The organism is Halomonas citrativorans (genome assembly GCF_014898005.1).
In the GTDB taxonomy this organism is placed as follows: domain Bacteria; phylum Pseudomonadota; class Gammaproteobacteria; order Pseudomonadales; family Halomonadaceae; genus Vreelandella; species Vreelandella citrativorans.
Map to the genome: position 1 here is coordinate 1 of NZ_JABUYX010000042.1, position 12,163 is coordinate 12,163.

At 52.8% G+C, this 12,163-nt stretch carries 11 protein-coding genes and 7 tRNA genes; 4 read left to right on the forward strand and 14 right to left on the reverse strand.

What is annotated here, in order from left to right:
- Window positions 1-682 precede the first annotated feature (682 nt).
- The 8 genes from INT20_RS17530 to INT20_RS17565 all read right to left on the reverse strand — a co-directional run bounded on the left by INT20_RS17530 (window position 683) and on the right by INT20_RS17565 (window position 6,260).
- Complete coding sequence (locus INT20_RS17530; RefSeq protein ID WP_193054856.1) at window positions 683-1,228, reverse strand: hypothetical protein; 546 nt, start codon at window positions 1,226-1,228, stop codon at window positions 683-685.
- The gene (locus INT20_RS17535; RefSeq protein ID WP_193057419.1) at window positions 1,229-1,924 is read right to left on the reverse strand and encodes a hypothetical protein; all 696 of its coding nucleotides are present in this window, start codon (window positions 1,922-1,924) and stop codon (window positions 1,229-1,231) included.
- 407 nt (window positions 1,925-2,331) lie between these two features.
- Window positions 2,332-2,419 (reverse strand) — tRNA-Ser (locus INT20_RS17540).
- Between the two features lie 107 nt (window positions 2,420-2,526).
- Complete coding sequence (locus INT20_RS17545) at window positions 2,527-3,030, reverse strand: YiiD C-terminal domain-containing protein (protein ID WP_193057420.1); 504 nt, start codon at window positions 3,028-3,030, stop codon at window positions 2,527-2,529.
- A 14-nt stretch (window positions 3,031-3,044) separates the two neighbouring features.
- Window positions 3,045-3,605: a nitroreductase family protein gene (locus tag INT20_RS17550; protein WP_193057421.1), complete on the reverse strand. Its 561-nt coding sequence runs from the start codon at window positions 3,603-3,605 to the stop codon at window positions 3,045-3,047.
- Window positions 3,606-3,652: 47 nt separating this feature from the next.
- Window positions 3,653-4,486 (reverse strand): NADPH-dependent 7-cyano-7-deazaguanine reductase QueF, encoded by an 834-nt coding sequence (gene queF, locus INT20_RS17555; protein ID WP_193057422.1) that lies wholly within the window; start codon window positions 4,484-4,486, stop codon window positions 3,653-3,655.
- A 35-nt stretch (window positions 4,487-4,521) separates the two neighbouring features.
- Window positions 4,522-5,295, reverse strand: a complete 774-nt coding sequence (locus tag INT20_RS17560; RefSeq protein ID WP_172117164.1) for an ABC transporter permease — start codon at window positions 5,293-5,295, stop codon at window positions 4,522-4,524.
- Window positions 5,292-6,260, reverse strand: a complete 969-nt coding sequence (locus INT20_RS17565; RefSeq protein ID WP_193054851.1) for an ABC transporter ATP-binding protein — start codon at window positions 6,258-6,260, stop codon at window positions 5,292-5,294. The genes INT20_RS17560 and INT20_RS17565 overlap by 4 nt, the downstream gene beginning before the upstream one ends.
- 281 nt (window positions 6,261-6,541) lie before the next feature.
- Between INT20_RS17565 and INT20_RS17570 the strand changes: the two genes are divergently transcribed.
- Window positions 6,542-8,167 carry a methyl-accepting chemotaxis protein gene (locus tag INT20_RS17570; protein WP_193054871.1) on the forward strand — a complete coding sequence of 542 codons (1,626 nt, stop codon included), beginning with the start codon at window positions 6,542-6,544 and terminating at the stop codon, window positions 8,165-8,167.
- 181 nt (window positions 8,168-8,348) lie between these two features.
- Here INT20_RS17570 and INT20_RS17575 read toward each other — a convergent pair.
- The 6 genes from INT20_RS17575 to INT20_RS17600 form a co-directional block, all read right to left on the reverse strand.
- A tRNA-Gly gene (locus tag INT20_RS17575) sits at window positions 8,349-8,423 on the reverse strand.
- Window positions 8,424-8,446: 23 nt separating this feature from the next.
- Window positions 8,447-8,522 (reverse strand) — tRNA-Glu (locus INT20_RS17580).
- Between the two features lie 23 nt (window positions 8,523-8,545).
- Window positions 8,546-8,620, reverse strand: a tRNA-Gly gene (locus tag INT20_RS17585).
- Window positions 8,621-8,644: 24 nt separating this feature from the next.
- Window positions 8,645-8,720: transfer RNA gene (locus tag INT20_RS17590), tRNA-Glu, on the reverse strand.
- Between the two features lie 79 nt (window positions 8,721-8,799).
- Window positions 8,800-8,874: transfer RNA gene (locus INT20_RS17595), tRNA-Gly, on the reverse strand.
- A 24-nt stretch (window positions 8,875-8,898) separates the two neighbouring features.
- A tRNA-Glu gene (locus INT20_RS17600) sits at window positions 8,899-8,974 on the reverse strand.
- Window positions 8,975-9,224: 250 nt separating this feature from the next.
- Here INT20_RS17600 and msrB point away from each other — a divergent pair.
- From msrB to INT20_RS17615, 3 genes are all read left to right on the forward strand, one after another.
- Entirely contained in the window at window positions 9,225-9,623 is a 399-nt protein-coding gene (gene msrB, locus INT20_RS17605; RefSeq protein WP_172117166.1) for a peptide-methionine (R)-S-oxide reductase MsrB, read from the forward strand.
- A 106-nt stretch (window positions 9,624-9,729) separates the two neighbouring features.
- Window positions 9,730-10,683, forward strand: coding sequence for a ribosome biogenesis GTPase YlqF (ylqF, locus tag INT20_RS17610; RefSeq protein ID WP_193054850.1), 954 nt, complete (start codon window positions 9,730-9,732; stop codon window positions 10,681-10,683).
- Window positions 10,684-10,740: 57 nt separating this feature from the next.
- A complete protein-coding gene (locus tag INT20_RS17615) occupies window positions 10,741-12,033 on the forward strand; it encodes a pyridoxal phosphate-dependent aminotransferase (RefSeq protein ID WP_226912240.1) in 1,293 nt (430 codons plus the stop codon).
- Window positions 12,034-12,163 lie beyond the last annotated feature (130 nt).

Genomic DNA, 12,163 nt, shown 5'->3' on the forward strand with positions numbered 1-12,163 from the left:
TCATTTAACGATGGTATGCCTCCCGTTGTGGCTGAGGAAAATCTTAAATTACTGTCCGGTATTAGTTGACCACTACATACCCTCGTCCATTCTGGTGTTCTCCCCCTCAGGAATTCTCCCACACTCCTCCCCATCCTTCATTAGGACATGGTCTCCAGATGGCTGCTCTACTACCCAGTGGCATTTGCTCATTTTCCTCTCCTTTAGTTGTATCAACTCCACTTGGCGGAGCATTTGTATGTGCACATAACAGTTTGATTCATGAGCATGCGCGTTTTTCTGGGAAGCCCCACCTTGCCAAAAGCAACTAATTTACTTATAAAAAAGGGGTAAATGCTATTTTTTCCTCGTAAGGCTCGTTAGAAAAATGCGCATGCGTGTTAACTTTATGATCATTTTTCAAGATGGTGCATAAACATACAACGCCTTCTTATAAACCATTGTTTTACCGAAATTCACATCATACTTTTCAATAAATGTACGCACTCATAATGCAACCCTCACCAAAAAAACGCGCATTTTTGGCTAAAAGCCCCCGCAAATTACGGTTTCATTGAACATCCGCTAAGGGACGATAGCACCTATGCACGTTAATTCTTGTGTCGGCCAGGAACTGTCTTTAAGGAGGTTCTGATTAACGCCGTATTCAGCGGCTTGTCCGCTGCAATGTTTTGTTACACGTTTATTGCTTACGAATAATTTTATAGAAAGGAATTTCTTCATCACCGTACCAAGTAGAAAGGTCAACTTGTATACACGGCTCCCCGTCACAGCTGGCAACAACCCCATACTGTTTCAATGAAGCTAATTCATCCAACAAAATACCTTTCTCATTTCTTAGTCGATTGATTTCATCAATTGTCGGTATGTTTTTTATAAACGCAAACCAAAGTAGCGCACCGGCCAATAAGAAGAAAGTGAAGAACATTGCACCAATTTTTAGAATCGAAAACTTTGCTGCTTTTTCAAACCTAGTCGACGCATTAGCTGCCTTTTTTTCCACCTCGTTCAAGCTTGAAAGTACTTTTTGGGCAATATATTCAGCTGAATCATGACTAGCGTTATTCATAGCTCTAGCAACCCGACTCTCGATATCTTGTGAAGTTCTATTTAAATTTTTTGAGCTATTTTCAATTTTTTGGATTGCGCCTTGAAGTTCTGACTGGTTTCTTTCGCTGGCTTTTAAAAGATTAAAAGAAGAATCTACAAGACAGTGGAACTTTTCCATTTATCTACCACTCCCCATAGAATATCCCTTATCTAATTTCTTTTCTTTTGATGGAAGCCTTCTCATAATTGAGTCGTACTCTTTTTTAACTTGTAAGACGTAGTCTTTATGCTGCAACCTTAACTGCATTATATCTGTAAACTGCAGGTACCTCACTCCCTCTTTACCTACTGACACAATCAAGCCACCCGTACCCACGTCTCCATCGCCTTGACATGTAGATACGAGTGCAAGATATGCTTCAAGATTGGAGGACGGAATTTTATTTTCAGGATCTATTACTGAGCGAGTGATATTTGCGATAAACGATTCAATCGTATGAGTAGATTCATTGCCAGAAAAGGCATCTAAATATGGGGTGATATTGTTAAGGCATAACTCTTCAAATGGCTTGGTTTCAACATACCAATGAATTTCCCTAGATATTTTTTGTAGTTCTTCACTATCACCAATCTGTATACTGAGCTGCTCACATCTTTTTTTTTCCTTAGCGAGTGAGCTGTCTCGATTCTTAAACTCAATTAGCCTTACCACCCCAGGAAACTCCAACAGCATATCCCCAAGTTCCTTATCTGCTGGAGTTTGCTGCAACAAATTTATGACAGATAGTTGTCGCTTTTCTTTAGTAGCACTGCCAATAGAGTGCCCCAAACCGTACAAAAAATTTCCAATAATTACGTTCTCGTATAGCTTCAATGCTTAGACTCCATTTATACGTGTAACAGTGACTAGTTGGAATGCTGTGATACGAGAGGAACGTGCCAGCACGTTCAAGAATGTATTCCAGCGCGACATCCATGCTCTAACCTCTTGCCCCCTTGAGGCTAAGTTAACTTCTGCAGTATAGCTGCCAATCATTTTACCAGCTGCATAATACGTATGAACTTGCCAGCAGCATTTGCCGGGATGACCGCACTGGGTCGCTATCAGACTCATATCGGTAGCTCATGATTCTTAAGTTAACAGTAACGAAGCCAGCAAGCCTTGTCACCTTCGTATTGACGAAAACAAGACCAAGGTAGGCAAAGGCAGGAAGTCTGGGCTGCCAAATCCCAAGCACAAAAAAGCCCGCTGATTGCTCAGCGGGCTTTTTCTATATTCTGTGGCGGAGGGGGAGGGATTCGAACCCTCGAAGCCTTTCGACTTACACACTTTCCAGGCGTGCTCCTTCGACCACTCGGACACCCCTCCACATTTTGGTTCAATCACTTAGGCTGTGCCTTTCGCGACAGAACGGCGCATATACTATGGTTTAAGCGGCCAAATAGCAAGCCTTTTTCAGAATCAGTGGCTTGCCATCAGGTATCGCTGCTCGATAACACCGCATAGTTGCCGTGGGCTTCCAGGCAGAGCGCATCTCCACAGTAAAGCTGTTGGGTAAGCGCAATACGGCCTTTGCCGCGCTCGGCCAGCTTCTTGGTGAGCTTCTCAACACCGTCAGGCTCTGCTGGCGTGCATACCAGGCGGTAATCCCCCGTTACCGGGGCCAGAAAGCGCTGCGTGGCTTCAGCGACCACTACATCACGCGCCATGCCCTGCTTGCGTAGCCATAGCGTTACCCAGCACCAGCCTTGCAGTGTGGTTTGCGCACTTAGCGCGCCACCAAAGCCGGTGCCTTTGTCATTCAGGTTAGGCGCCAAGGCGAGCCGCCAAGTGAGCGTTTGATTGTGCAGCGACATCTCTTCAATCCCCAGGGCGCCAACCATGGGGATTGCATCGCTTAACCACTTTTGAAAGGCGGCCAGGTCTTCCTGGCCCTCGGGCAGCGGTAAGCGTGGGTGAGGCACACCGGGTTTGCGCATGGCGGTTGGTCTCCTTACGCCCAGCGCTCTACGAAGTCGGCCACGTTATGCGCAGGCAAAGACTTGTGGCGCCCGCCCAGGTGTCCCAGGTAGATAAACGCGACGACTTCGTCATCTTCTTCCAAGGAAAGCCCTTTGCGTACCACGGGGTCAAAAGCGTACTTGCCGCTACGCCACATGGCGCCTAGCCCTTGCGCGTGGGCGGCCAGCAAAATGCCATGGGCGGCGCAGCCTGCGGAAATTACCTGCTCCATTTTGGGCACTTTGGGCAGGTCCGGCGTTACCTTGGCGATCACGGCGATAATCATCGGCGCGCGCAGCGGTTTTTTGCGCGCTGAATTTAGCGTGTCGTCGTCGGCACTGGGGTCTTCCTGGAACTCGGCTTCGGCAAACAGCTCACCCAGGCGCGTACGCCCTTCCCCAGTGAACTCAATAAACCGCCAGGGGCGCAGCTCTTTGTGGTCCGGGGCGCGCAGGGCCGCCTGGTAAATCGCATCCATCTGCTCGGCAGTGGGCGCAGGCTCAACCAGCTTGCCCATTGAGCTACGGCTGTGAAGTAGCGTGAGTCCATCCATTTGGTTTCATCCTATCAATCAGTTAGGCACTACTGTAGCGCAGTCGCTTACTGTCTTGCCAGACGCAGCGGACTTGGCGGCGCAAGGCCCGGCGTGGCGCGCCAGGGGCTGATATCCAACCCGCCGCGGCGCACGTAGCGCGCCAGCACCAGAAGCTCGGTAGGTTGGGCGTGCTGCATCAGGTCGGTGAAGATGTGCTCAACACAGTGCTCGTGAAAATCCTGATGCTGACGATAGCCGATCAGGTAGCGCAGTAACCCTTCGCGATCCAGCTTTGGGCCTTTGTAGCGAATCATCACGCTGCCCCAGTCGGGCTGGCCGGTCACCGGGCAGTTGGATTTAAGCAAATGCGAGTGCAGCGTCTCTTCTACAACCTCATCGCTTACCGCCAAATGGGCAGCGCTGGGCGTGTAATCACTTACTTCGATATCCAGCTCGTCCAGGCAGTCGCCGGGTAGCGGCTGTGGGGCAAGCTCAGCGTCTTCTACACCGAGTAGCTCCACGCTGACCGATGCACCGGCTACCGCGCTTAGGTCACGCTGCAACGTTTCAAGCACTTCCTCGCGGCTTTCCATACGGGTTTGGTTAAAGCTGTTGAGGTAGAGCTTCCAGGATTTGGATTCGATCAGGCTGGGCGACTCAGCAGGCAGCCGAAAGCGGACCACGGCCACGATGGGTTTGCCACGGGCATTCAGCCAGGAAACCTCAAACGCGTGCCACTCATCTTCACCCACAAAGGGCAGCTTGCCCTCTTCAATCCCCAGCGGTGCGCGGTTGGCGGCGCGTGGGATAGGGAACAGCAGCCCGGCATCGTACTGCTCGGGATAGGCGGATTCGCGCCCCAGGGGCGCGTGCTCTAAGGTATCGGGGCGGTGTGCCATAGGGTAACGCTCTCTTGATAAAAACGGTCGTGCGGTTAACTACGAATGCCTTTGCCACGCTCCAGCATGGCCAGTGCCGCAAAAAACAGCACTACGATAAACCCCAAAATAGCCGCCAGCGCCCAGCCAACGGGAATGTCCGACACGCCCAAAAACCCATAGCGGAAGACGTTCACCATATACAGAATCGGGTTGAGCATTGACACGCCCTGCCAGAAATTGGGCAGCATGGAAATGGAGTAAAACACCCCACCCAGGTAGGTCAGCGGCGTCAAAATAAAGGTCGGCACAATGGAGATATCATCAAACTTGTTGGCCAGCAGGGCATTGATAAAGCCGCCGATGGAGAACAGCGCCGAGGTTAGCACCACCACCAGGATGGTTAAAAGCGGGTGCTCGATGGTTAAGCGCGTGAAAAATAGCGACACAATAGTAACGATCAGGCCCACGCCCAAACCGCGCGCCATGCCGCCGAGGATAAACCCGGATAGAATCACCCAGTTGGGCATGGGCGATACCATTAGCTCTTCTACCGAACGCTGAAACTTGTTCGAGAAGAAGCTGGAAGCCACGTTCGAGTAGCTGTTGGTGATGACCGACATCATGATCAGGCCGGGGACGATAAAGTCCATGTAGGAGAAGCCATCCATATCCCCTATGCGCGAGCCGATCAGGTTGCCAAAGATGATGAAGTACATCGCCATGGTGATCGAAGGCGGCAGCAGCGTTTGCGGCCAGATACGCGTAAAGCGTTTGATCTCTTTAAGTACGAGCGTCCATAGCGCAACGAGCGTTTGTGTTGCATTCATGCCTGCGTCTCCTTGTTGGGTTCGGCGCGCTGATCGATGGCTGTATTGCCCGCCTCTACCATTGACACAAACATCTCTTCCAACCGGTTAGCGCTGTTGCGCATGGAAACCACCTGCATGCCCTGCTCGCTTAATACACTGAACACATCGTTTAACTGCTGCCCGCGATGAATCACCAACGAGAGTTGCGTCGGTTCGATCTGCTTGATCTCAAACCCTTCGATCACCGGCGGCGCCGTGACAGGCTCGGCGAGATCCAGCAGGAAGGTTTCGGTATTCAGCTCGGCCAATAGCTCGCGCACGCTGGTGTTACGGACAATTTCACCGTGATTGATGATGGCGATATTACGGCACAGGCTTTCGGCTTCTTCCAGATAGTGGGTGGTTAGAATGATCGTGGTGCCTTCATCCTGATTAATGCGGCGCATGTATTCCCACATGCTGCGGCGCAGTTCAATATCCACGCCCGCGGTGGGCTCATCCAGAATCAGTAGTTTGGGCCGGTGCATCAGCGCCCGGGCAATCATCAAGCGGCGCTTCATACCACCAGAAAGCATGCGAGCGTTGCCATTGCGCTTGTCCCACAGGCCCAGGTCGCGCAGCAGCTGCTCGGCACGCGGCAGCGCTTCACGGCGCGTCATGCCGTAATAGCCTGCTTGCGCCAGCACGATATCAAGCACCTTCTCGAACTGGTTGAAGTTGAATTCCTGAGGAACCACGCCCAGCTGGTACTTGGCCTTGGCGAAGTCCTTGTCGATGTCGATACCAAAAATCGACACCTTGCCTTCTGACTTCTGCACCAATGAACACACCACACCCAGGGTGGTGGATTTACCCGCGCCGTTGGGACCCAGCAAGGCAAAAAAATCGCCCTGCTGGACGTCGAGATCAATTCCTTTTAACGCGTGAAAGCCGTTGCCGTACACCTTGGTAAGGCCACGGATAGACAATGCCGGTTCGGCCATAAAGATGTCCTGTCAGCAAAAAAATAGGGGCACAAAAAATACGTCCGAAGCAACGATATCGGGGCATTCGGTCGTTTTTTCAAGCCAGCGTAACATGGCGCCTATGGCTATCTCGTTAAACCGCTAACAATCCATCCACTTTAATTAGTATTCGCGGCGTTTTGTCGCGCACGACACGCAGGCTAATACTTTAGTATTATCCGCGTGCCCTTTCGCTTTTAATAGCACGGCACTCAAGGGAACACGTATTTTATAAACGAGAAAAAGCCATAGTGAGCACCATGATCGCCCAGCCCCCTGTTACCTTTGCCCAACCAGGCGCTACTACCGAGCATTCAACGTCCGCCGCCCGACGCGGCCTGGCAGCGCTTCCTCTGCGCCGCCAACGGCTGATTGGCGTAGCCGTTTTATGGCTGATACTCGCCATCATGATTACGGTGAATGCGCTGCAAAGCCGAACGCTGCTCTATCACGAGCGTGAGCAGCGCATGGTTACCGCCGTAGACATTGCCATTTCTACCCTTGAGCATTTTGATGAACGAGCCAAGCGGGGTGAGCTCTCGCTTGATGAAGCCAAAACCCAGGCGTTTGAAGCCATTCGTGACGTGCGCTTTGGCGTCGATGATAACTACCTGTTTGCACTCAGCGGCGACCTGAAGATGCTTGCCCACCCCAAACGTCCGACGGGGCAGGATTTATCCCAGGTGACTGACCCCAAGGGCACGCTGATCTTTCCGTTGATCCGGGAAAGCGCCCGCGAGTCAGGCTACGGCTTTTCCGAGTACTACTCTAACTTCGCCCGCGGCAACGACAAAATGCCCCTGGTGCATACTTACACCGAAGCCTACGCCCCGTGGGATGTGTATGTTGCCAGCGGTATTTTTATGGGCGATATCAGCCAAACCATTATGGCCCAATTGACCAAAACCATTTTAGTCGGCCTGGTGGGCGGCATACTGGTAACGCTAGCCTTTTGGGGCATGATCTCGTTGATTCTGCGCCGTTTGGGTGGCGAGCCTGACTACGCGGCAGAGGTAGTAGCACGTATTGCCCAAGGCGACTTAACGGCAAGGGTTCGCCTGGGCGCTAACGATACCAACAGCCTGCTTTACGATATTCAGCAAATGCGTGACAAGCTGCATGCAACGATGCAAGAAATTCACGCCACCAGCGCCGCGGTAGACAATGACTCTGGCGATATTGCCGCAGGCAATCAGGAGCTTTCATCACGCACCGAGCAGCAGGCAGCCGCCCTTCAGCAAACCTCTGCCAGCATGGAAGAAGTGACCGCGACGGTGCGCCAAAATGCCGAAAACGTGGAACAAGCCAAGGAGCTTGTACGCAACGCAGGCGAAACCTCTCAGTTTGGCCAACAAGCCATTGGCCAGGCCGTTACCTCCATGCAGGAAATTAGCGCTGAAGCCGCCAGAATTTCCGACATTGTTACCCTGATTGACAGCATTGCTTTCCAGACCAACATTTTGGCCCTTAATGCGTCGGTTGAAGCTGCCCGCGCGGGTGAGCATGGTCGAGGTTTTGCCGTGGTAGCCAGTGAAGTACGCCAGTTGGCTAACCGTTCGGCAACCGCCGCTCACGAGATCAAAACGTTGATTAACGCCTCTAATGCACAGGTGGATAACGGCGCCTCACTGGTGACGACCGCTAAAGAGCGGATGCAGCAGATTGACCAACAGATCCAACGCATCAATGACCTGTTCGCCGACATTACAGCCGCGACGCATGAGCAAACCCAGGGGATTGAACAGATCAACGTGGCCATCGCACAGCTTGACCAGTCAACCCAGGATAACGCCACTATGGTTCAGCAAACTGCTAACTCCGCCCACGACCTGAAACAGCGCTCACAGTCGCTTAGCAGCGTGGTAAATCACTTCACCCTCAGTTAAGCACTCGGCATTACCGACTTACGCTCAGGCAGCACTGTCTGGGCGTAAGCCACCACTCAAAACGCGCCTCTAAAACACACGCACAGCAAAACGCCGCCAACAAGAGCAGTAGATAGATAGCAATATGTATAACAAGAAGGAAAGGTAAAACAGGAAGGATAACGAAATGAGACTGTTTACATGGAGCGGGAAAAGAGATTCGAACTCTCGACCCTCGCCTTGGCAAGGCGATGCTCTACCACTGAGCTATTCCCGCAACGTAAACATGCACTTACTAGATGGCGTCCCATAGGGGGTTCGAACCCCTGTTACCGCCGTGAAAGGGCGGTGTCCTAGGCCACTAGACGAATGGGACGTATAAACATCTATTTTATTGATTGGAGCGGGAAAAGAGATTCGAACTCTCGACCCTCGCCTTGGCAAGGCGATGCTCTACCACTGAGCTATTCCCGCTTAATCAATTTCTCGCCATCGGATTGGCGTCCCATAGGGGGTTCGAACCCCTGTTACCGCCGTGAAAGGGCGGTGTCCTAGACCACTAGACGAATGGGACGTTTTGGAGCGGGAAAAGAGATTCGACCGGGCTGGCGTTCCAGCTCTCGACCTGCACTTGCTTAACCACACGACCAAATTGGAGCGGGAAAAGAGATTCGAACTCTCGACCCTCGCCTTGGCAAGGCGATGCTCTACCACTGAGCTATTCCCGCACTCCGATACCTTAACGATGTAATTGGCGTCCCATAGGGGGTTCGAACCCCTGTTACCGCCGTGAAAGGGCGGTGTCCTGGACCACTAGACGAATGGGACGTTTCATTGCCTCGTCGAGGTGGCGCGTATATTACTCAGAGCACGCATTTCTGTCAAGCCCTATGATATCGCTCTGCTTTCTATCTATACGCCAATCTCTTTCATTGCTACTACTTAACGCCTACTCAAGCGGGTGGCTACACCCTATTCGCCTTCTGAACTCGGGTAAGTACTAGCTTTCTTAACTACGCTGTCTTAATTGAAAAGAGTACGATAGCCTGCAAGTCACAGAGGGCAAGGAGACACTAAAATGGCCAAAATCAAAAAATCCCCCGAACAGTGGCGCGAACAGCTGACGCCTGAGCAGTACCGGGTTGCACGCGAGAAAGGCACCGAACGTCCTTTTACAGGTGACTACCAGGTAAGCGATGCTCAAGGCATTTACCACTGCATTTGTTGCCATGCACCGCTGTTTGAAAACGAGCACAAATTTGATGCGGGTTGTGGCTGGCCCAGCTTCGACAGGCCGCTTGGCAGAAACTGCGTTGAAGAGCATAGCGATACCACGCACGGCATGGTGCGCACAGAAGTAGTGTGCTCCCACTGTGATGCCCACCTGGGGCATGTGTTTCCTGACGGGCCGCCGGCATCCACAGGGTTGCGTTACTGCATTAACTCAGTGTCGCTAGAGTTTCATCCTGACGAGTAAACGCTACCTCTAACCCCTTTAACGAATCGCAGCAAGGCGAGCACCATCTGGTAGAATGGTTGCTCGCTTTTTTTATGCCCGTTTTTTGTGCTTGTAGGAGAAACTCATGCTCGGCTGGTTCCCCGGACATATGAACAAGGCCCGCCGCCAGATAAAGGATGCGCTGCCGGAAATTGACGTGGTCATTGAAGTACTCGACGCACGTCTGCCCTACTCTAGCGCCAACCCGATGCTGGCCGAGCTGACCCGCCATAAGCCAGTATTGAAAATACTCTCCCGGGCGGACCTGGCAGACCCAGAGCGCACCGCGGAATGGGTGGCCTTTTTCGATGCCCAAGACGATACCCGGGCACTCGCGATCACCACGACCAATACGCGTGAGTTAAAAAAGATTCCCAAACTTTGCCACGAATTAGCGGGTGACGTACGTGCTGACCGCGACGTTCGAGTGATGGTGATGGGGATTCCCAACGTGGGTAAATCCACCCTGATTAACGGCCTGGCCGGGCGTAAAATTGCCAAAACCGGTAACGAACCGGCGGTCACCAAGCGCCAGCAGAAAGTGCGTATTGATGGCCGCGTGGCACTGATCGACACGCCTGGCGTGCTGTGGCCCAAGATTGAAGACCAGGCCAGCGCCTATCGGCTGGCGGCCAGCGGCGCTATTCGCGATACCGCCATTGAGTATACCGACGTGGGTATTGTTACCAGCGCCGAGCTTGCCAAGCGCTACCCGGACGAGTTGACCACACGTTACAAACTCAAAGCATTGCCCACGTATGAAGTGCCGGTCGATAATGACGTGGACGCTGACGGTCCGAAGAAGCCTGATTTTCTGGCAATCGCCGGGTTTGATGGCTATGCCATCCTGAAAGAAATTGCCGGTAAACGGGGCGGCCTGCGCGCAGGTGGCGAGGTAGATTTACACCGTGGCGCCGAAGTACTGCTACACGAACTGCGTGACGGCAAGCTTGGCCGTTTAACGCTGGAAACACCGGACGATATTCCGCCGCCCATTGTGCAAAACGACGAAGACAATCAGCCACTTTCCGACGCATAATGGATGAACCGACCGGCGCCGCCGCACGGCCTTTGGACACTTTTGGATAAATCACTCATGGAAACCTCTCAGCTTCAAACGCCTACTGAGCTTCAGGATACGGACTCACAAAACGCCGAGCCGTCATCTGCTGAACTCAAAAAATCTCACAAGCTCAATAACGTCTGCTACGACATCCGTGGCCCGGTCCTTGATCATGCCAAGCGGCTTGAGGATGAAGGCCAGCGGATTTTAAAGCTGAATATTGGCAACCCGGCGCCCTTTGGGTTTGAAGCACCAGAAGAGATTTTGCAGGATGTGATGCGCAACCTGCCCACGGCACAAGGCTACTGTGATTCCAAAGGCCTCTACTCGGCGCGTAAGGCGATTATGCAGGAGTGCCAGCGCAAGAAAATTCCAGGCGTTGGCATCGAAGATATTTACATCGGCAACGGCGTGTCCGAACTGATTGTAATGTGCATGCAGGCACTATTAAACGACGGCGACGAAGTGCTGATCCCTGCCCCCGACTATCCACTATGGACGGCAGCGGCGCATCTTTCCGGCGGCCACGGCGTGCACTATAGGTGCGATGAGCAGGCCGACTGGACGCCGGACATTGCCGATATCCGCGCCAAGATCACCAGCCGTACCCGCGCGATCGTGCTGATCAACCCCAACAACCCGACCGGTGCGGTTTATCCGCCGGCCGTGGTACGCGACGTATTGGCCGTGGCCAAAGAGCACAATCTGGTGGTGTTCTCTGACGAGATCTACGACAAGATCCTGTATGACGGCGTAGAACATACCGCGACCGGCGCTCTGGCCGACGATGACCAGCTAGTGATTACCATGAACGGGCTGTCGAAAAGCTACCGCTGTGCGGGCTTTCGCTCCGGCTGGATGACGATTTCTGGCACGATTGCCAAACAGCGCGCCAAGGATTTTATCCAGGGACTGACCATGCTGGCCTCCATGCGTCTGTGTGCCAACGTGCCTGCCCAGCACGCCATTCAGACCGCACTGGGTGGCTATCAGTCGATCAATGACCTGATCCTGCCAGGTGGCCGTTTACTGGCTCAGCGCGACATCACGGTGGAAAAGCTCAACGCGATTCCTGGCGTTTCCTGTGTCACGCCCAAGGGCGCGCTCTATGCGTTTCCTCGTTTGGACCCCAAGGTCTTCAATGTTCAAGATGACCAGAAGCTGGTTCTTGATTTGCTCCTTCAAGAGAAAATTCTACTGGTTCAAGGCACGGCGTTTAACTGGCCAGAACCTGATCATGTGCGCATTGTGACACTGCCCTGGGCGGATCAACTGGGCGACGCCCTGGACAGGTTCGGTAATTTCTTGTCCCGCTACCGTCAATAACGTGCGCTGTGACTTGAAACTGCCACGAAGTGTACGTATCTAAGCAAGCATTCTAGCCTGGATTTCTCATAGTACCTCAGCCAGTACCGCACTCAGGCTGTAACACCGCTAAACACCTACTGGCTCGACT